Annotated in this window: 20 protein-coding genes and 1 riboswitch; of the genes, 7 read left to right on the forward strand and 13 right to left on the reverse strand. The window is 27.9% G+C overall.

Annotation, left to right across the window (positions count from 1 at the left end):
* Positions 1 to 128: 128 nt before the first annotated feature.
* The 6 genes from HCG70_RS15605 to HCG70_RS15630 all read right to left on the reverse strand — a co-directional run bounded on the left by HCG70_RS15605 (position 129) and on the right by HCG70_RS15630 (position 5,842).
* Positions 129 to 455: a CGGC domain-containing protein gene (locus HCG70_RS15605; RefSeq protein ID WP_221697990.1), complete on the reverse strand. Its 327-nt coding sequence runs from the start codon at positions 453 to 455 to the stop codon at positions 129 to 131.
* Between the two features lie 55 nt (positions 456 to 510).
* Positions 511 to 1,266 carry an ABC transporter ATP-binding protein gene (locus HCG70_RS15610; protein WP_221697991.1) on the reverse strand — a complete coding sequence of 252 codons (756 nt, stop codon included), beginning with the start codon at positions 1,264 to 1,266 and terminating at the stop codon, positions 511 to 513.
* Entirely contained in the window at positions 1,267 to 2,334 is a 1,068-nt protein-coding gene (locus HCG70_RS15615) for an iron ABC transporter permease (RefSeq protein WP_243276097.1), read from the reverse strand.
* A complete protein-coding gene (locus HCG70_RS15620) occupies positions 2,318 to 3,334 on the reverse strand; it encodes an ABC transporter substrate-binding protein (RefSeq protein WP_195951742.1) in 1,017 nt (338 codons plus the stop codon). The genes HCG70_RS15615 and HCG70_RS15620 overlap by 17 nt, the downstream gene beginning before the upstream one ends.
* Before the next feature lie 279 nt (positions 3,335 to 3,613).
* Positions 3,614 to 3,820: riboswitch (cobalamin riboswitch) on the reverse strand.
* A 98-nt stretch (positions 3,821 to 3,918) separates the two neighbouring features.
* Positions 3,919 to 5,172 carry a cell wall metabolism sensor histidine kinase WalK gene (locus HCG70_RS15625; protein ID WP_042402047.1) on the reverse strand — a complete coding sequence of 418 codons (1,254 nt, stop codon included), beginning with the start codon at positions 5,170 to 5,172 and terminating at the stop codon, positions 3,919 to 3,921.
* Positions 5,165 to 5,842 carry a response regulator transcription factor gene (locus HCG70_RS15630; RefSeq protein ID WP_221697992.1) on the reverse strand — a complete coding sequence of 226 codons (678 nt, stop codon included), beginning with the start codon at positions 5,840 to 5,842 and terminating at the stop codon, positions 5,165 to 5,167. The genes HCG70_RS15625 and HCG70_RS15630 overlap by 8 nt, the downstream gene beginning before the upstream one ends.
* A gap of 229 nt (positions 5,843 to 6,071) precedes the next feature.
* On the opposite strand from HCG70_RS15630, the gene HCG70_RS15635 reads away from it, so the two are divergent.
* The 3 genes from HCG70_RS15635 to HCG70_RS15645 all read left to right on the forward strand — a co-directional run bounded on the left by HCG70_RS15635 (position 6,072) and on the right by HCG70_RS15645 (position 9,237).
* Positions 6,072 to 7,649, forward strand: a complete 1,578-nt coding sequence (locus HCG70_RS15635) for an ABC transporter permease (RefSeq protein WP_221697993.1) — start codon at positions 6,072 to 6,074, stop codon at positions 7,647 to 7,649.
* A gap of 12 nt (positions 7,650 to 7,661) precedes the next feature.
* A complete protein-coding gene (locus HCG70_RS15640) occupies positions 7,662 to 8,309 on the forward strand; it encodes an ABC transporter ATP-binding protein (protein ID WP_055292275.1) in 648 nt (215 codons plus the stop codon).
* A gap of 301 nt (positions 8,310 to 8,610) precedes the next feature.
* Positions 8,611 to 9,237 (forward strand): heme oxygenase (biliverdin-producing), encoded by a 627-nt coding sequence (locus HCG70_RS15645; RefSeq protein WP_042402061.1) that lies wholly within the window; start codon positions 8,611 to 8,613, stop codon positions 9,235 to 9,237.
* Positions 9,238 to 9,315: 78 nt separating this feature from the next.
* Here HCG70_RS15645 and HCG70_RS15650 read toward each other — a convergent pair whose 3' ends face one another.
* Positions 9,316 to 10,119 carry an MBL fold metallo-hydrolase gene (locus HCG70_RS15650; RefSeq protein ID WP_221697994.1) on the reverse strand — a complete coding sequence of 268 codons (804 nt, stop codon included), beginning with the start codon at positions 10,117 to 10,119 and terminating at the stop codon, positions 9,316 to 9,318.
* Positions 10,120 to 10,292: 173 nt separating this feature from the next.
* Positions 10,293 to 11,936, reverse strand: a complete 1,644-nt coding sequence (locus tag HCG70_RS15655) for a potassium/proton antiporter (protein WP_042402066.1) — start codon at positions 11,934 to 11,936, stop codon at positions 10,293 to 10,295.
* Between the two features lie 365 nt (positions 11,937 to 12,301).
* Between HCG70_RS15655 and HCG70_RS15660 the strand changes: the two genes are divergently transcribed.
* Together HCG70_RS15660 and HCG70_RS15665 are read left to right on the forward strand one after the other, a co-directional pair.
* Positions 12,302 to 12,580 carry a CD3324 family protein gene (locus tag HCG70_RS15660; RefSeq protein WP_055277360.1) on the forward strand — a complete coding sequence of 93 codons (279 nt, stop codon included), beginning with the start codon at positions 12,302 to 12,304 and terminating at the stop codon, positions 12,578 to 12,580.
* A 219-nt stretch (positions 12,581 to 12,799) separates the two neighbouring features.
* Positions 12,800 to 13,453, forward strand: a complete 654-nt coding sequence (locus HCG70_RS15665) for a FusB/FusC family EF-G-binding protein (protein WP_042402070.1) — start codon at positions 12,800 to 12,802, stop codon at positions 13,451 to 13,453.
* A gap of 117 nt (positions 13,454 to 13,570) precedes the next feature.
* On the opposite strand, the gene HCG70_RS15670 is transcribed toward HCG70_RS15665, so the two are convergent.
* From HCG70_RS15670 to rbsK, 5 genes are all read right to left on the reverse strand, one after another.
* Positions 13,571 to 14,935, reverse strand: coding sequence for an MATE family efflux transporter (locus tag HCG70_RS15670; protein WP_055277362.1), 1,365 nt, complete (start codon positions 14,933 to 14,935; stop codon positions 13,571 to 13,573).
* Positions 14,936 to 15,104: 169 nt separating this feature from the next.
* Positions 15,105 to 15,443 carry a PqqD family peptide modification chaperone gene (locus HCG70_RS15675; protein ID WP_195949549.1) on the reverse strand — a complete coding sequence of 113 codons (339 nt, stop codon included), beginning with the start codon at positions 15,441 to 15,443 and terminating at the stop codon, positions 15,105 to 15,107.
* Positions 15,433 to 17,358, reverse strand: coding sequence for an OPT family oligopeptide transporter (locus tag HCG70_RS15680; protein WP_195951736.1), 1,926 nt, complete (start codon positions 17,356 to 17,358; stop codon positions 15,433 to 15,435). The genes HCG70_RS15675 and HCG70_RS15680 overlap by 11 nt, the downstream gene beginning before the upstream one ends.
* Before the next feature lie 121 nt (positions 17,359 to 17,479).
* Complete coding sequence (locus tag HCG70_RS15685; RefSeq protein ID WP_042402082.1) at positions 17,480 to 18,919, reverse strand: FAD-dependent oxidoreductase; 1,440 nt, start codon at positions 18,917 to 18,919, stop codon at positions 17,480 to 17,482.
* 193 nt (positions 18,920 to 19,112) lie between these two features.
* Entirely contained in the window at positions 19,113 to 20,042 is a 930-nt protein-coding gene (rbsK, locus tag HCG70_RS15690; protein ID WP_042402085.1) for a ribokinase, read from the reverse strand.
* Between the two features lie 199 nt (positions 20,043 to 20,241).
* Between rbsK and HCG70_RS15695 the strand changes: the two genes are divergently transcribed.
* On the forward strand, positions 20,242 to 20,661 hold the full coding sequence (locus HCG70_RS15695) for a hypothetical protein (protein WP_055277366.1): 420 nt from the start codon (positions 20,242 to 20,244) through the stop codon (positions 20,659 to 20,661).
* Positions 20,661 to 21,677: a DNA/RNA non-specific endonuclease gene (locus tag HCG70_RS15700; RefSeq protein WP_042402093.1), complete on the forward strand. Its 1,017-nt coding sequence runs from the start codon at positions 20,661 to 20,663 to the stop codon at positions 21,675 to 21,677. Before HCG70_RS15695 ends, HCG70_RS15700 begins: the two co-directional genes overlap by 1 nt.
* The last annotated feature ends 93 nt before the right edge of the window (positions 21,678 to 21,770 follow it).

A 21,770-nucleotide genomic window follows, 5' to 3' on the forward strand; every position in this document is an offset into this window, starting at 1 on the left:
GCTTATAGAGTCTGGGATTTATTTTTTTTTTTGCAAAAGGGGCCTCGCACTAATTATTTAGTGCGACAGCCCCATTTATATTATTTATTCTAAAGCTTATTCCTCATATTACTTTATCAATATTTAATTTATTTATGAGTTTCTTTAACTACATTAAACCCTTCCTTTATCAATACTTTTTCATGCTTACTATAATCATCACATTCTACTTCTATACATCGTGCTATATGTATAGTATCAACTCCTGAATTCTTTAACTGTTTAATCTTATGTTTCCAGTTCTCATCTTCATATATTGTTTCTTTACACCCTATACAATTAAAAAAACTCATTAGTATATCATTTTTTTCTTTATATATAGAGAAGGAATCAATATTTTCATAATATGCTCTAAAACATCCTGTTCCAGTACATTTATTAATTAACTTTCTACAAGACATAATTGCTATTCCCATCGTTACCTCCATTTATCATAGATTATATAAATTTTATCAAAAAGATATTATTCATCTAACTGATATAAGAAATATGAACCATGCCTTGATTTACAATAACATCTGCATCTACTTCATAAACATCCTTTATAAGCTTCTTTGTAAGCACTTCATTTGTCTTACCAAATTTAACAATTTTACCGTCCTTCAAAACATATATTTTATCACAATACATTGCTGCAATATTTAAATCATGAATAGCTGCAATAACTTCTATATTTAGGCTTTTAACTATTCTCATAAGCTGCAATTGATATTTTATATCTAAATGATTTGTTGGTTCATCTAATATCAAACACTTAGGCTTTTGTGCTAATGCTCTTGCAAGTATTACTCTTTGTTGTTCCCCACCTGATAAACTTTGAAAGCTTCTATCTTTAAACTCTAGCATATCAACCTTTTCTAAAGCATCATTTACTATGTCATAATCTTCTTTATTATCTCGCTCCATAAACTTCTTATAAGGTGCTCTTCCCATTAAAACAATTTCTTTAACAGTAAAATCAAAATTATAATTATTATGTTGAGATAATACAGATAGTTTTTTAGAGCTTTCTTTTATAGATATATTTTTCATATCAATACCATCTAACTTTATTACACCTTCACTTGGTTTTAATATTCTATATATACACTTTAAAAGAGTAGATTTTCCACTTCCATTAGGTCCAATTATTCCCACGACTTCCTTATTATCTACCTCTATATTAATGCCTTTTAATATACTATTTTTCTCTAAAGTAACATTTATATTTTCAGTTTTTATATTCATTTACTTACTACCACCAAACCCATAATTCTTTTTAATCATAAGCCATACAAATAAAGGTGAACCTATTATCGATATAACTATTCCTATTGGTATTTCAGTACCTTTTATTAATGCTCTAGAAAGTACATCTGCCCATATTAAAATTATAGCTCCTAATAAAGCTGATATTGGTATTATCTTCTTATGATCAGTTCCAAAAATCATTCTTACTATATGCGGAATTATAAGACCTACAAATCCAATCATTCCAGATACATAAACTAATAGTCCAATCATCAAAGAAGTGATTACTAAATATATAATCCTAAATTTATGCAAATCAGTACCTAGTGTAATTGATACTTCATCTCCTAATAACATTAAGTTTAAAGTCCTATATTGAGTCATAAAAAATATTACTCCTAAAATTATAATAGGCATTATAATCACTATTTCATTCCACTTTGCTCCAGCCAAACTTCCCATTAACCAAAATGTTATAGTCTTTAATTTTTGTGAATCATCTGATATATAAACCAAAAAACTTGAAAAAGAACTACAAACAGAACTTAATGCCATTCCTGCTAAAAGCAGTTTTATAGAGTTACTTCTTCCCCCTATATTAGATATAATCAAAACTAATATAGAAACTCCAAAGGCTCCTATGAACCCCATAATTCCAAGTGAGTTGCTTCCAAATGAACTTCCTATACCTAATACTACTGCAAGTGTTGCTCCTAAAGAAGCCCCAGAAGAAACTCCTAATATATATGGATCTGCTAATGGATTTTTAACTATTGCTTGCATTACAATACCAACTACTGATAATCCTACTCCAACGGCTATAGCTAACACTATTCTTGGCATTCTTATAAGCCATACTACATCTGCCACAGCACCTGTCCCAATAGATGAATCTCCAATATTCAATAATTTATATAGTATAACTTGATAAACCTCTTTTATACTAATATCAACAGATCCAATTGTAACAGCAAAGCCTATTGATAAAAAAAGTATAACTAATAGTATGACAGAAGCCCCTATATATATAGGAACTTCTTTAAAAAACTTATTTCTCATTTTCATATAATCCATTTGCAAAAGTATTTATACCATCTATAGTTCTTATTCCACTAGAATACATATCACCTAATGGTATAGAATAAACTCTTTTGTTTTTAACTGCTGAAAGGCTTGCAAATGCTGGATTTTCTAATATCTTGTTTATTTCTTCAACTGGAACATTTTCATTTCCTCTATCCATGTAAGAAACAAAAATACAATCTGGATTTAATTTAATTAAATCTTCTGCCCCTATATTTCCACCCTCTGGATTTAAAAGTTCTGCTCCTAATTTTGTTACCATATCTCCAGCTAAAGTTTTAGAACCATATGTGTATATTTCATCATCATAAAACTCTATTACCATAGCACTTTGCTTTTCTTCATTACTTACTTTTGAAGAAACCTCACTTACAGTTGATGTAATCTCATCTACTAAAGCTTGAGCTTTTTCTTCTACATTAAAAATCTTTCCTAAATTTAATATATCATTTATTTCATTTTCTATAGTTCTTTCTGATACTACACCACTATTTAATGACATATACGTATTTACACCATTTTCATTCCAATAGTAAATATCCCCTAATCTTTTATCATCAAATATAGAATACCAACTTAATATAAAATCTGGTTTTTCCATTATTATTGTTTCTTTTGATGGAGTAAAATCCTCTAAATAATTTACTTTACTAAAAGCATCTTTATACTCATCTTTAACGTCATGATCTAAACCTGCTGCTGCAACTATTTTATCTTCTAATCCTAAAGCTAACAAAGTTTCTATAGAATTTTGATAAATAGCTACTACTCTTTCCGGTGCCTTATCAAAAGTTATCTCAACAGGCTCTTTTAAATAATTATAAGTTGTTATTGTTACTGGATAATGTGAGTCATTATTTTCTTGAGATTGTACATTAGAATTTTCATTGGATGATAATTGCTTACTTGTCCCACAAGAAACAAGTCCTACGATAAGCATTACGCTTAATAGAAGTGTTGTTAGTTTTTTTAATTTTTTCATTTTTTTCTCCCTTTATCTATTTATATTTTGCTATTTTAATATAAAGATATAAGGATACTCTTTAATCTCATTCTCATATATAGAATAAGCCTACGGTGTATAACCTCAACTTTCCAAATCTGAATTTATACTGTAAAAACTAAATTACATATTTAACAATTCACTTTTGGAGTTTCAGTTAAGTTCGATTAATTAAATTACATATTTCCCCTATAGATGAAACTTAAAATCTTACGATTTGATATTTAATCTTATTAATATCACTCTTTTACCGAAGAGTATCGATATTATAATACTGGCAAGTCTCCTGACTTAAAGATCATCATACTAATTCACCTTCTCAAACATAATTTATGTTCAATGGCATATTGAATTACTACTCCCTAATTACAGTAGCGGCACTGTGTAGGATTTTCACCTAACTTCCTTTTTAATAAAAATAGATTATTAAGAAAACTATTTTTAACCAATATTACTTATTATCATTATATTTAACAACTTACTCAGTATATCTAACTATAGAAAGTTTGTCTATATTTTACTGGAAAATTACTGGACTTATTATAATTTCAGTAATCTTAATATTATAATTTAACTTCAAACTCTATCATTTTATCATCAATATTCATAACCTTAATCTTTCCTTTATGCCTATCAATAATCGCTTGAGCAATTGCAAGACCTAAACCATAACTACCATTTCTAGTTCTAGCTTTATCAACTCTATAAAAACGATCGAATAACCTATTTAATTCAATGTTACTTACATCTTTATAAGAATTTCTTACGCTCATAACAATATGTTTTTCTTTTTTCAATCTAACATAAATATTACCATTTTCATCACAATACTTAACTGCATTGTCTAATAATATTGATATCAACTTACGAAATTCAGATTCATCTCCCTTCATACTTATATCTGAATCAATATCTATATGTAATTTCTTTTTATTCTTCTTACATAAGCCTTCAAAAGCCATAGTAGTGTCATAAACTGCATCACTAAAATTAAATTCCTTGTAAATAATAGTTTGCTTCTCTTCATCCATCTTTGTTAACACAACTAAATTATTTACTAAATCACGCATTCTTTCTGCTTGCTTTTCTATTCCTTCAATCCACTCATCATTTCCATATGTGATTTCTAAAATTTCTGAATTTGCTGAAATAATAGTAAGTGGTGTTTTTAACTCATGACTTGCATCAGTAATAAATTGCTTTTGCTTTTCATAACTTTCTGCAATTGGCTTAATCGCTCTTTTAGAAAACAATGCTATTATAAATAAAACTATTAAATAGCTAATAGTTGATACTAATATAGATGTAGTAAATATAGACCAATTTGATTGTTTTGCCATTGATCCATCTAATATTACTAACATATAACCATCATTACTTTCACTTAATTTATACTTATATTCATTAATCCACCCACTTAACTTATTCTTTTTTAATATTTTTTCCGTATACTCTTTAATTTCATCATCTGAAATAGCCGAAATTTTATCTGAATAAATATTAATTATTTGCTTATTAACATCTAGGTCTATAACACAAAACCTTGTTGTAAAAGCAATCTCTCTATTTCCACTATACTTTCCTCCCCAAAAATTATGGTTTGTCATGGTATCACTTAATTCTTTTTTAGGAATAAATCCTTTATCAGTAATTGATAATCTACCGCCATTTTCGATTATTATATTTAATATATGATTTAAATTCTTTTCACTTTTAAAAATATATATCACATTAATTGAAGTCATTAAAATTGCAATTACACCCAATAAGGCCATTGCAGTGACCATTATAAACTTTTTTCTAAGCTTTTTAATCATCTTTAGCCCCCATACAATATCCAACTCCACGTATTGTATGTATTTCAATAGGCGCTTGTATTGTCGCAAATTTTTTACGTAAATTAGATATATATACCCATACTATACTTACTTCCACCTCAGAATCCCAGCCCCAAATCTTATCCATAAATTGATCTGTAGGTATTACTTGGCCTGGCATCTTCATAAGCATTTCAAGCATTTGAAACTCTCTACTAGCTAATCTCACATATTTATCGTTATATCCTAGTTCATAAGTTGCTTTATTTAATGTTACAGATTTAAACTCTAATATATCGGGTTGAAACTCCCCCTTTCTTCTAAGCATTGCCCTTAATCTAGCCAGAAGCTCTGATATAGCAAAAGGCTTTGCTAAATAATCATCTGCTCCTGCATCTAATCCAGCTACTCTGTCATCTACTTCAGCTTTTGCTGTTAATAACAATATAGGTGTTGATATTCTTTCACTTCTTAACTTAGTTAATACTTCTATTCCATCTAACTCTGGCATCATAATGTCTAAAATTATACCATCATAGTTATCTGAAACAGCATATTCATATGCTTCTTTCCCATTAAAAACTGAATCTACACTATAATTATTTTTTTCTAATATCATAACTAAAGCTTTTGATATATCCCTATCATCTTCTGCAATTAAAAGTCTCATATTTATCTCCTTTTTTTATTTAAATATATTTTACTTTTTATATAACTCTTTTATATAACTCTTTTATATAACTCTTTAATATCTCCTTATTAATTTAAATATACCATTTCTAACTTAATCTAACCTTAAAGTAAACTTCACATATTATTCACTTATACATTTAGTTTCAATTTAGTTTGAATTTATATACTTTATGTGAAGTAAAAAAACATCTATAGGAGGAAATTAAATGTATATAATAAAAAATGCTTTTAAAAGTATTGCTAGAAACAAAGCCCGTAACATTTTAATTGGTGTTATAGTTCTTGTCATTGCAACTGCTTCTTGTGTCGCATTATCTATTAGACAGGCTGCTGAAACAGCTAAAGAAGATACATTAGATTCTTTAACAATTACAGCACAAATATCTTATGATCGTTCTAAAGCTATGTCTAATATGCAAGCTTCAGGACAAGGTGGTAAGGGTAACTTTGATATTTCAAGTTTAGCTGGTACAACATTATCTCTTGAGGATTATTTAAACTATGCTGAAGCTGAAAATGAAGGTGATTCTTATTATTACACTATCACTGCATCATTAAATGCAAATGATGATTTATTACCCTATGGTTCGACCACATCTGAAGATGAAGATGAATCTACAACAACTCAACCTTATACTGGTTTAGATCAAGGAACTAGTACCATGAGGGGATCTGGAAATAAATTCCCATTTGTGGTTCAAGGTGATTTCTCTATTACTGGATGCTCTTCATATGATGCTATGATTTCTTTATTTGGAGAGGATGGAACTTACTCTATTTCAGATGGTCAAATGTTTGATGAAGAATCTAGTGATTTAGTTTGTGTTATCAGTGACGAATTAGCTATGTATAATGAATTGCTTGTAGGAGATACAATTACACTAGTAAATCCAAATAACGAAGATGAAACTTATAGTTTAACTATTTCAGGTATATATACAAATAGTGCATCTTCAGAAGGTAACCAAACTTTTGCTATGTCAGATCCAGCAAATAATATTTATATGAGTTACAATGCATTAAATTCTATAATTACTTCATCTAAAGCTATTGAAAATGCTGAAACTAACGACAGTGTTAATGAAACATCTACGGCATTAACTAGTCAATTAAACTTTACTTATACTTTTGCAAACTCTGATAATTATTACAACTTTGCTGAAAAAATTTATGATTATGGACTAAGTACTGATTATATTGTTTCATCTACTGATCTTTCAGCTTACGAAAACAGTTTAACACCTCTAAATACATTAAGTACTATGGCTGGTTGGTTCTTTTTAATAGTACTTGCTATTGGTGGAATTATCCTTGTTGTATTTAACATTTTTAACCTACGCGAAAGAAAATATGAGATTGGAGTTCTTACTGCAATAGGAATGAAAAAACATAAAGTTGCTACACAATTTATTACTGAATTATTTGCAGTAACTTTAATTGCTATAGTAATTGGTACATCTATAGGTAGTGCCATATCTGTTCCAGTTACAAATTCATTACTTGCAAATCAAATTGAAAGTGCTGAAGCTTCTTTTAATGCTATAAATGAAAACTTTGGATTCTCAAAAGACACTAATGTTAATGTAGGATCAAATAAAATGCCAGGATCTAGGCCAGGTACTACATCAATATCTTATATTGACTCTATATCTAGCGCAACAAACTTAACAGTTGTTCTTCAATTAATAGCTGTTGGTATTTTGCTTACTATTATCTCTGGTTTGGCTGCATTAATTTCAATTATGAGATATGAACCATTGAAAATTTTATCAAGCAGATCTTAGGAGGATAATACAATGAGTATTTTAAAATTAGAAAATATATGCTATCAATATGATGGTAATAAAAAACAGGTTTTAAAAGATATAAACTTTGAATTTGAAAAAGGAAAAATATATGCAATTGTAGGTCAATCTGGTGCTGGTAAAACTACTCTTTTATCAATTCTTTCTAGCCTTGCTAAACCAACTAGTGGCAAGATATATCTAAATGGTGAAGATATTAATAAAATTGATAAATATAAATTTCGTAGCAATCATGTTGGTGTAGTATTCCAAAGCTTTAATTTACTTACTCATTTAACTGCTCTTGAAAATGTAGTTTTATCTATGAACATTTCTGGAAAGAAATTTGATAATAAAAAGGAAACTGCCATAGAAATGTTAAAAAAGGTTGGATTAAATGAAGAAGAAGCTAATCGTAGAGTATTAAAATTATCTGGTGGTCAACAGCAACGTGTAGCTATTGCTCGTGCATTATCTTATGATCCTCAAATAATTTTAGCTGATGAACCAACAGGAAATCTTGATGGAAAAACACAAGATGAAATTATGGATATATTCCATATGTTATCTAAAGAAGGAAAGTGCATAATATTAGTAACTCACTCTCCTGCTGTTGCAAAATCTGCTGATGCAGTATACAAATTAACAAGAAATTTATAAAAGAAGTTACAACTATTTAATTAAAAGTTATTACTATTAAATCAAATTTATAAAAGAAATTATATAATTTATAATTTTTAAACTAACAAAAAAACATATTAAAAGCCAGATACCTTTCTGGCTTTTTTTACTTTCATTGATTATATTCATAATGAAATATTATGAAATTTGGAGAAAATTAAAGTAATTCATACCATTTTACTAAGAATTAAACTTTCACCTCTCATTACACTATTTGATAATTATTATCTATTGATATATATTATCATTAATTGATTTATATAAACATGAGGTGATAAAAATGAAATTTATGATGGATATAAGAGAAAAGACATCTTTATTACATAGCGCTGCTGAAAATACAGGCTATATCAAAAAACTAGTAGATGGAACTGCATCAGTAGATGGGTATGCTGAGTATATTTACAACTTAGAAAAAATGTATAAAGCTATTGAAAATGCATTAGATAAAAATGAAAATAATGATGTTGTAAAACCTTTTGTAACAAAAGAATTATACCGTTCTGAACTTATGAGAAAGGATTTAAACTTCTTATTAGGAGATAAATTAAATTCTATGAAATTATTAGCTTCTACTGAAGCTTGTGTTGCAAAAATTGAAGAATTATCTGAGACTAAACCAGAGCTAGTCGTTGCATATGCTTACACTAGATTCTTAGCTGATTTATTTGGAGGAAGAACATTCCTTTCATTATTAAGTACAAGCTATAAAATATCTAATGAAGGACTAAACTACTATCAATTCCCTGAAATTAATGATTTAAGAGGATATGTTATGAAGTATCATAATATGTTAGCTGATATTAATTTATCTGATGAAATGAAAGTAGACTTTATAAATGAAGTAAACAATGCATATATTTATAATCTTGCAATTTCAAATGAATTAGATGCTAAATTAAAATAACTTCTTTATAACTTATAGTTATTATGATTTAAAATATAAAAAATGATGTTCAATATTTTGAGCATCATTTTTTATTTATTATTTAAGTTCTATTCTTTCCAAATCATCTGGAACAAATACTTGTCCATCATAAACTGTTTTTGCTTCTTTACTATAAAGTTTTTTACGCTCTGGAAGCCTCTTATCTTCTGTATGATATAAAACTAAATTTTTTACATTAAGTTCTTTTGCAAGTTTTCCAGCTTCAATAGGAGTACTATGATTTTTTTCATAAGGCTTAAATATTTCTCTATCTTCATATAAGCAAAAAGCTTCTGAAAGTAGCCAATCACAATTTTTAACATACTCCTTTGAAATCTCCTTATAAGGTTCATCACCAAGACAAACTAGTTTCTTTTGATTTGGAAGAATTGCTTTAAATCCAAATTGTTTATCCTTAGTAGACTCAATATCAAAAAATTCTATATTCATTCCTATTACATCTATTCTATCTCCATGACATACCTCATGAATGTTTATTCCATTACCAATATATTTTAATAATTTTTTAGTTAACATCATATTACTTAGGGTATTTAAAATATTAACAACTTCACTATGTCCAAAAATATTAAATTCTCCTTTATATTTTCCTTCATTCATTAATGCAGCATATTTTCTTATTATCCATATTGCTCCAATTATATGATCTGTATGTCCATGAGTAATAAACATTCCTTTAATATTTTTATAATCAATTTCTGCCTTTTCTAACTGTGATAATATACCATTTCCCCCACCTGCATCTACTAGAAAATATTCTTCCTCTCTTCTTAAAGCAAAACAAGTATTGTAACATTTTGTTACCATTGCTGAACCTGTTCCTAACATAATTAATTCCATATTGATATTATGCTCCTCCTCTTGTAATAATTTACTTATATATCTTACATAAATACATAATAAATAAAAAGCTAAATTTTTATACTAATATACTTCTTTATATCAAGCTTAATTGTTAATTAATATAAAAATTCACCATAAATAAAAAATATTACGGTGAATTTTTTTATAACTTATACACTTAATAACTCTTCTACTTCACTCATATTATTTGATGTTACAACTAATATATCCTCTGGTAGAATTATCGTATTTCCATTAGGAACTAATACCTCTCCTTTTCTTTTTATCATTACTATTAAAACATCGTCAGGAATATTTGCATCTTTTATAGATTTATTTATTAAACTACTATTCTCCTCAACTGAAAATTCGGTTAGTGTTGTGCTCTTATCTTCATGATATTCATTAAAATGTTTAAGTTTATTTCCCGATAAAACTAATATATCTCCTGGTAGAACTTCTGTAGATCCATTTGGTACAAATACATCCCCATTCCTTTTTATCATTACTACAAGAATATCTTCAGGTATATTAGCATCCATTATAGTTTTATTTGCAATAATATTATGCTCATCGATTGTAAATTCTACAAGGCTTGTACTTTTATCTTCTTTGTAATCATTAAAAGTCTTAAATACAGACTCTTCATTATCTATTAAATCTAGTTTTTTAGCCAATTTAGGAGTAATTGTTCCTTGAACAACTACAGAAAATAACGCTATAAAAAATATTATATGAAAAATATCATTATTCATTGAAACTCCATATGTCTCAGCAAATATTGCAAAAACTATGGATGCTGCGCCTCTTATCCCTACCCATGCTATAAATATCTGTTGTTTTATTGGTACCTTAAACCAATATAATATACTAAATATAGCTACTGGTCTTGCCACTAAAATCATGAATATTGATATTAATATTCCTTTTCCAATTACTAATGGTATCTTAGATGGGAATGCTAATAATCCCAACAAGAAGAATAACATAATTTGCATAAGCCATGAGATTCCATCCAAAAACTGAAATATACTTTTTTTATGTGGTATCTTAGCATTTCCTATGATTATTCCAGTAATATAAACACATAAATATCCATTTCCGCCTAAATATTCACTTAATGAATAAGCTAGTACTGCTATGGCAGTCATAAAAATAGGATAAAATCCTTCTATTTCAAACTTAAAATGTCTCAATAAATAAATAGATAATTTAGCTAAAACCACCGCTACCATCCCGCCAAGTAAAATTTGACTTAATACCATAATAAATATATTTCCATTATTACTATTAGACATTATTCCTAATACAATTGTTGTAAGCATATATGCACAAGGATCATTGCTACCACTTTCTAACTCCAACATGGATGCAATTGATCCCTTAAGATTTAATCTTTGAGATCTTAAAATAGCAAATACTGATGCTGCATCCGTCGATCCAACTATTGAACCTATAAGTAACCCCTCTAATAATGTTGTTTTAAATACTAAAAAGCAAAACACTCCTGTTAATCCAGCTGTAAAAACAACTCCTAATGTTGATAAAAGAATTGATGGTATTGCAACAGGTTTAGCCATACTCCAATTAGTTCCAAATCCTCCAAAAAACATAATGAATATCAACGCTACAGTAGCTATTTTATTAGTTAATTGATAATCATTAAAATATATTCCTACAATTCCATCTGATCCAAATAGCATTCCTAACATTATAAATATTAAAAGAATCGGTACCCCGAACTTATATAATATTTTGGTGGAAGTTATACTTATTAGTAATACCAACCCACAAATAATCATTATATTTATCATATATTACCCCCTTTAAAAATTTTATATAATACTCTCTTTTTATACTATTCATATACTTCTTTACTTGAATCCAAAAATATTAAATTTCTAATTATAAAATTTTTTATTTAAAATATTTTAATTTATGAATATGAATATGATATAATTTAAATATTATAGGAGGTGTTTTTAATGAAAGTATATTATGATACATTCATTTTTAAACCTGCTTGCTCCTTGCAAAGACTACACAAAGGTCAGCTATGCTTTGTTTGGAGCCTAAGCAGTTATTAAAATAGCTGAGACATTATTTTAGGTTCTGTAACACATAGCCTTTAGTATTCTTTGCTTTATATTTTAATTATTTAAAATTAAGGAGTAAGGAAATGAAATATATTAAAGCAACAGATGTGTTACCTGTAGAAATTCTTGAGATTATCCAAGAGTATATAGATGGAGAATATATTTATATCCCAAGAAAGTGCGAAAATCATAAATCCTGGGGAGAAAAAAGTGGTATAAAAGATAGTCTTGAGATAAGAAATAAGGAAATATATAGAAAATACCTTAAAGGCAATACCATAGATGAGTTAACTAAAGAATATTTTTTGTCAGAAAAAAGTATTAGAAGAATTATAAATAAACAAAAACAATTATGCTCATAATTAATACAGAAGCATTTATTAGATTGAATACTTGTTTTAAAGTATGCTATTCTTTCATTGTTATATTTCAATGAATGTTTTAGTAATTGAAATTAAGATGATTATTTTACCTTCATTAATATGTACAAATAATCATCTTTTTATTTGTTAGTTAATAATAAAATTATAGTCAATACTACATAGTATAAATTTGATTTTCTAAAAATGAGGTGTATTTTTATGGATACTTTTATAAAAAAACAAGAATATAATTATATAAAAAACTGCTTATTTGATTTAAATAATGCTTTTAGAAACTGTATTGATCCTAATATCGTTGAAACTACTAAAATTTGTACTCAAGATAAAATTTTATCATTTTTTAGTAATTTATCAGAAGAACAAAAAGAAATCCTTAATATAAGTAAAGTAACTGATCCTTTGGATATATCTACTTACTTAAAGGATTTAAATCAATATGTATATGGAATGCCTACTATTACAGGTTCTGAAATTAATAAAGTATTTAAAAAGGAAAAGAAGCTTAAACTTCCTGATTTAAGTATACAAGACTCAAAACTAGTATATTTAGGTTGGATTGATGAATCGACTAGAAAACTTCTTATAACTTATAATATGGATGGTAAACTATTAGGAATGGCTTGTAGGCTTACTTCTTCAAAAAGAAATAGTACTAATATCTGCACTCTTTGTAACCATATAGGCTCTGAAAGTGAAGTTGCATTTGTTTCTCCAATTTGTAAACCCCAAAGCCAAGATGACTATAAATCCCTAGGTTTTTATGTATGTTTAAATAGTTTAGAATGTAATGAAAGAATCACTTCTACTGAAAAGCTTGAACAACTTATAAAGGCTGTTAATAGAATAAAGTAATTATTTTCTTCTACCTAGATATTTATTTATCTTAATAATATGTAATATTACTAATGTCAAATTAAAAGGAGTATCAAAAAATACTCCTTTAAACATTTCACTAATACCAAATACCTCTTATGCAATATTAATTTCTTTATTTACTTTAAATTTCTTAATATAAGGATTTCTATAAAACGCATATATAAGTTGTGCAGTCATAAAACACCAAATAATTGGCTCACAAAGTATAACCCCTAAGTATCCCATACTTGGAATAACTAATATAACAAATATAATCTTTCCAAAGAATTCAATAATACTAGATACTAATGGAACAACTTTCTTACCTAATCCTTGTAATGAATATCTCAAATTAAATAATATTCCTAATACTCCATAAAAAGGTGCATTTATTCTTAAATACCTTGCACCATTACTTATAACTATATTCTCACTAGAACCAGATAATAATTTAACTAACATAGGCGCTGCAAAAAATAAAACTCCTGTTATTATAACTCCCCATGCAATAGCTATTAAATTAGAATAATATACTGACTTTCTAATTCTATCCCCTTGATCCGCACCTTTATTTTGAGAAACAAATGTAGAAACTGAATGCGCTACCGCTACTATTGGCATAATGCAAAAGCTATTAAGCTTTCTGGCAGCAGTATGTCCAGCAATAGTTAAATACCCAAGTCCATTTATAGCACTTTGTAAAATAACAGTTCCTGTAGATACAATTGCCATCATAAATCCCATAGAAAGGCCTTGTCCTAACAGTTCTCTATATAGCTCCTTTCCAACAGCAAAATGTTTCTTCTTTGGAATAAGGATTTTACTTTTTGAATATATATATGAAATACATAATACAACAGAAATACCTTGAGATATAATTGTTGCAACTGCTGCTCCTTTAATTCCCATATTAAATTGTGTAATAAATAATATATCCAATCCTATGTTTAATAAAGATGATATTACAAGAAATACTAATGGCATAAAGCTATTTCCTATAGCTCTTAATAAACCTGCACATAAGTTATATGCAAACATAACTCCTACAAATAATGTAATTGTTGAAATATAAGAATATGATTCCTCTATTATGTTTGATGGTGTATTTAGTAATCTTAATAATGGCATTAAAAATAATTGAGAAATAACCATAATTATTACAGTGATAAAAAATCCTATAACAATTGATCCTGCCACTGATTTTCTTAGTAGTTTAGTGTCATTTGCTCCATAACTTCTTGCTGCTACCATACTTAGTCCATTACCTATACCTAATGCAAAACCAATTAATAATTCATATACTGCAGAGCTTGCCCCTATTGCAGCTAATGATGTATCTCCTAAAAAATTTCCTACAATCATTATATCTACAGTATTATATAATTGTTGAAATAAATTTGAAATGAATAATGGTATTGCAAAAATTATTAATGATTTAAGAATTTTCCCTTTTAATAAATCTACATTTGTATTTAACATCTCACATACCCCTATAGTATTTTTCTTACCTTTAAGTATACAACTTGTAGCTTACTCTAAGTCAATAGTTTTTACCATAAATTGAATATTTTTTACATATTCCCACTAAAAAATGGCAAGCTTTTAAATAGCTTACCATCTTAATATTCTTCCTATACAGGGTAGCATCTTATTTTTCAATATATTTACAATTTATATAAATATGATTGATAAAAATAAGTAATCTTTCATATAGTGGTTCTACTTTATCACCAAATCTTTTTACTAAATCTTCACCTATTTGTTTCACAGTTTTATTTCCATCAATATCAAGAAATACTGCACTGCTAATTTCATCAAACTCTATTTCTTTATATAAAGGAATCCTGAACTTTAACTTTCTAAAAAAACTTTGAATTCTATGGTCTTGTTTTTCAAAAATTGTAACTCTTCCATTATCATCAATTTTATATTCTACATTATCACAAATTCTAAATTTTAAATTTAAAACATCTTCATTATCCTTCATTTTTCTTCACCTTTGACATCATAATTGGAATTGTAGTAGCTATAACTAGAATAATTAATAATATTATTCCCATCATATTACTAGCTACAAATCCTGCCGGTGTTCTAGGTTTTATAACTCCTGTTACTTGTAATATAATTCCTACTAATCCAATAATAGAACCACCAGCAACAAGTCCTGAAGATAAACTTATTCCATTTGAAACTTTAACCTCTTTTTCCTCATCACTTTTGCTCATTTTTTCAACAAATACGCGTATTAATGCTCCAACTAATATTATTGTTGTTGTTGATATTGGTAAATAAAAACCTATTGCTATAGTCATTATTGGCAAATCTAATAAAAATAAAACTAATGCCATAACGACTCCAACTATAATCATAGGCCAAGGTAAATTTCCTAACATTATTCCTGAAGTTAATGTAGCCATTAAATTTGCTTGTGGTAATGCAAATGGTGCATCTGCACCTGTGACAGCTAATTGACTAGATAATAACATTATTGTTCCTGTAGTAATAATAACTCCAATTATGCTAGCTATTGCAAAGCAATTTTGCATTTCCTTTTTACTTCCGCCAATTACATATGTAACTTTTTGAGATTGACTATAACCACCTGCTACTGATATCGCAACAACCATAAATGCCGCAAATAGTAATAATGATTTATTATCAGCTTGCCCTGTCCAGCCCATTATAACAAATACTAATGTTAATATTACTAATGAAGCTATTGTCATTCCTGATACAGGAAGATTTGATGTACCTATTGTTCCTGTTAAACGTCCTGCAACTATTACAAATAATAAAGATAATATTAATGAAACAATAGCTGCAACTACGGCCATTAAAATACTATTAGAAATAAAAAATCCTGCTACAAATGCAATTACAATACCAACTAAAAGTATTATCATTTCCCCAGAGCTCTTTTCTCCACTACCTTCATTACTTGATCTAGCCTTTAATGTTTCTTTTATAGATACAACTATTGTGGGTATAAGTTTTAAAGCACCTATTATACCTCCACAAAGCATCATTCCTGCTCCTATATATTTAACATAGCTTCCTGTTATAGCATTCACATCCATTTGATTGATAAGTACTGTAGTATCATTCCATGTTTTAGCATTCATTTCTGCCATATCAGTAAAATAACCTATTAAAGGTGCAATACCAAAATTAGATAATAATGATCCTGCAAACATAGTTAATGATACTTCTAATCCAACTATAAACCCTATTCCAAGTAAAAGTGGATTTACTTCTATAGAAAACTTCCATTTATAAAATTTACTTCCTACATAAGTAATAGTGTTATTAATTAAATTCAAAAATGATCCTGTTAAAACATTTATGATACCGCTAATTCCAAATCCGATTCCCATAAACTTAATAGCATCTCCGCCACCTTCTGATGCTACTAATGTTTCAGATATAGCCATTGATTCTGGATACATAAGCTTTCCATGTTCTTCAACTATCAAATAATTATATACTAATGATAATGCTCCTATCCCAAATAAGGCACCACCTATCCCTACACTTATTCCCTCTAAAAAAGTTACATTACTTCCTATTAAAATAATTGCAGGTAATACATAAATCATTCCACTTGCTATTGATTCACCGCCACTTGACATACCTTGTGTTATATTCTTTCCAAGTATTCCTTTATCCTTAGCAAATACTCCAATAAACATTGAACCAATTATTGCCCCTGGAATCCCTGCAGCTACTGTTAGCCCTGATTTCATTCCTGAATATGCAGTAGATGCTGCAAATATAGTTGCTAATATTATTCCAATTATTATTACAGCAATATTAGTTCCACTTTTTGATTTATCTCTTATATATGGAACATAGTCTCTTCCATGTACCCCACCATAGGCCTGTTTAGATAATTTGTTTTTCATATATAATCTCCTTCCTTTGTTTTATTACTGCAATATAGTTAGTATATGCATTTTATTTTTTTACATAATTGGAGATTATATTTTTTTATCTTTAATATTTTCTATATAGCTACCTTTATTCTTAATCCTCTACAATATCTTTATTTGCAGGTCCCTCTATTAACTTTCCTTTATAATCAAATCTTGAACCATGGCAAGGACAATCCCATGTTAATTCATCTGCATTCCAATGAAGTTGACATCCTAGATGTGCACATTTTGTTGATACAATAAATTCTTTTCCATCTTTATTTTTATATACTCCAACCTTTTCACCATTATACTCAACAATTCCAGCATGCCCATTCTTAATATGCTCTATTTCACTACTTGGAATATATATTTTTTGTGCTATAAAATTCTTAGCTGTTTCAACCATGTCATTAGCAATATTATTAATGGATAATGATAAATCAAACCTTTTTGGTGAAAATATTTCTGAAAAATCATTTTCATTTCCTAATATAAAATCTGAAATTATCATGGCTGATACCATAGCACTTGTCATTCCCCATTTATTAAATCCAGTAGCTACGTATATATTAGGTGTACTATCAGAGTATCTTCCTATATATGGTATACCATCAATTGTAATACAATCTTGTGCTGACCAGTGATACTTTTCATTTGAATTTGGATATATTTCTTTTGCAAATTTTCTTAATGCATCATAACATCCTCCATTTTCATTTTCACCAGTTCTTTGACTTATTCCACCTAATAGTAGTAACCCTTTATAATTTCTAAATGAATATCCTTGTTTTTCATAATCTATATACATTCCATCAATACTATCTGCATTTTCTAAAGCTATAACGTAAGATCTTTCTTGATGCATCTTCATAAAATAATATCCTGGAGCATTCATTATTGGATAATGAGTAGCTACCACTATATGATTTGCTTCTATATCTCCTTTATCAGTATGCACTAAGTTTTCATCTATTTTTATAGCTCTAGTATTTTCATATATAACTAAATCTTTTGAAATATCTTTTAAAAATTTTAATGGATTAAATTGTGCTTGGTTATTAAACTTAATAGCCCCTTTAACTTCTAATGGAAGATTAATTTTTTCTACGAATTCTGCATCTATTCCTAATTTTTTAGCTGCTTCTACTTCTTCTTTTATTTTATCGATTTCATTTAAGGAATAAATATATGCATCAACTTCTTCAAAATCACATTTTATTTTTCTTTCATCTATAATTTCTTTATACTTCTTTATAGCTAATTCATTAGCTCTTGCATACTGCTTAGCTTTTTCTTCTCCAAATTCTTTTATCAACTTATCATAAATCAAATCATGTTGTGATGTTATCTTTGCTGTAGTACATTTTGTATTTCCACTTGCAGTTTCAGACTTATCTATTAATACTACTTCTTTACCACTTTGCTTTAATAAATAACCTGTTAATATTCCTGCTATTCCAGCTCCAATAACTAATATATCAGTTTTTATATTGCCTTTTAAATCTTCTCTTTTATCAAATTTGCAGTTCTCTTCCCATATTGATTTCATAAAATCACCTCCTTTATATTGTTTCACTCTTCTTATTCTATATGCAGATACATTTTCTTATTTTAAAACAATATTTCTCTACCATTATTCCCCTTTTATATAACTTATATTAACGAATACTCAATACTTATAGTTTCGCCGCTACTCATATTTTTGATCTTAATTTTCTTCTTTTTAACTTTCCCTTAACTAATTAATAATCTCCATAAACTTCTTTTACTTCTTTTAAATAAGGAATTGAAGGCTGAGCACCTTTTCTTTGAACTGCTATAGATGATACCTTATTTCCAAAACTCACTGCATCTATTAAATTTTCTTTATTAATATTTTTAAAATCTAATTTTGAACTTACTCCCCCAATAAAACTATCCCCTGCTGCGGTTGTATCTATAGCATTCACCTTATATGCTGGCACTATCTCACAAAAATCTTTTCCTATCACAGCTGCCCCTTTAGAACCTAAAGTAATTACTACAAACTTTACTCCTTTTTCTAAAAATACCTTTCCTGCTTCATTAGCTTCATCTAAATTATTAACAGTAACACCAGTGAGAACTTCTGCTTCAGTTTCATTTGGCACTATAATATCTGTAACTTTTAAAAGCTCATCATTTATTTTCTTTGCTGGAGCTGGATTCAATATCGTTACTTTTCCTAACTCTTTAGCTTTTTTAAATACTTTTAATGTCATTTCTTCAGCTGTTTCAAATTGAGCTATAACTATATCAGCCTCTTTAATCTTTTGTATAGAAGTATCTATTTCTTCTTCATTAATTGCCATATTTGATCCTGATACAACTACTATTGAATTATTTCCACTTTCATTAACCATAATAAAAGCCATTCCTGTTGCTTCCTTTTCATCTTCAAAAACACATTCTGTACTAATCTTATCCTCTTCTAACTTACTCTTAAGAATCTTACCATTTTCATCTTTTCCTATTTTGGCTATCATAGAAACTTCTGCTCCACATCTCCTAGCTGCAATAGCTTGATTAGCTCCTTTTCCACCTGCAATCTTTTCAAATGATTTTGATAGGATTGTTTCTCCAATCCTTGGTATCTCATTAACTTTTACTACTAAATCCATATTAATACTTCCAAGCACACATACTTTATTCATAAATTTTCCTCCTTAATTTGCACCACTAAACTTTATTATGCTAATTTAATTTTATGATATTACTTATGTAACTCTCCTTCAATTAAATTTTATTTTTATAACTCACTCCAAAATGTTCCTTTTGATATATCATATATTTTATAACTATACTACTAAATTTTTGATATAATATTACAAGAAATAATATAAGGAGGAAACTATGAATATAATTGTTTGTTTAGATGATAAAAATGGAATGATGTTCAATAAAAGAAGACAAAGCCAAGATAAACTTCTTAGATCTGATATAAAAGAATTAGTTAAATCCAAAATTCTTTACATGAATAACTATTCTTACAAACTATATAAAGATATAGATGATGGAAATATTAAAGTTTATGAAGACTTTTTAAATGAATGCAATGAAAATGACTTCTGTTTAGTTGAAGATAAATCATTATATAAGTATATTGATAAAATTAATACTATAGTTATCTATAACTGGAACCGAATTTATCCTGCTGACTTGCATTTTGATATTGATTTAAATAATAACTCATGGGAGTTAATGAATGAATCTGAATTTGAAGGATCATCCCATGAAAAAATAACAAAAAAAATTTATAGGAGAATACACTAATGAAAAAATTACTTAAATTTAAAAACTCATTAATTATGATGCTAGGAGTCTTACTGTGCTTAAGTGGACTTATTAGTTGTTCTATAACTATTGATCTTTCTACAGACAATAATGGACAAGTAATCGAAAATTCTAATGATACAAATTCATCTACCCAAAATACAACTGCTGATAGTAGTAATATCACTATTGATAATATTCCAGCATATTCTGGTGACGATTATATTATTTTAAATAATAATATACCTAATTTTTCTGAATCAGATTTAACGACTACCTCATTTGAAGAATATGCTCCTTTAGATGATTTAGGTAGATGTGGAGTTGCATATTCAAATATAGGAACTGATATAATGCCAACAGAAAAAAGAGAATCTATTAGTTCTGTTAAACCAAGCGGATGGCACTCTGTAAAATATGATATTGTTGAAGGAAAGTACCTTTATAACAGATCTCACTTAATTGGATATCAATTAACTGCTGAAAATGCAAATGACAGAAATTTAATTACTGGAACAAGATACTTTAATGCTACTTTAATGCTTCCATACGAAAACATGGTTGCCGACTATATTAAAGAAACAAATAATCATGTTTTATACAGAGTAACTCCAGTATTCGAAGGCAATAATCTTGTTGCTACTGGCGTTCAAATGGAAGCAAAATCTGTTGAAGATAATGGAGAAGGTATTGAATTTAATGTGTTTGTATATAATGTACAACCTGGTATTACAATAGATTACGCTACTGGCGATAGTGCTCTTAGTGGCGAAGAAATAACTAATACTAGTTCTTCAAGTAACTCAAACAATACTTCAAATAATTCTTCAAACACAACTTCTTCTAACAATACTACATCTACCGAAGAAATAATAATAAGAGGAAATTCTAAATCAAAAATATATCATTGCCCTGGTCAAAGGGATTATGAAAATATGGCTGATTCTGATTACTTAGTTAATTTTAATAGCGAAGAAGAAGCTATATCTGCTGGATATAGAAAAGCTTCAAGATAAATTTAAAGGGGCTGTCGCACTAAATAATTAGTGCGAGGCCCCTTTTGCAAAAAAAAAATAAATCCCAGACTCTATAAGCCTAGGATTTATGGT

This window comes from Clostridium sp. K04 (genome assembly GCF_019734375.1).
Classification (GTDB): domain Bacteria; phylum Bacillota; class Clostridia; order Clostridiales; family Clostridiaceae; genus Clostridium; species Clostridium saudiense.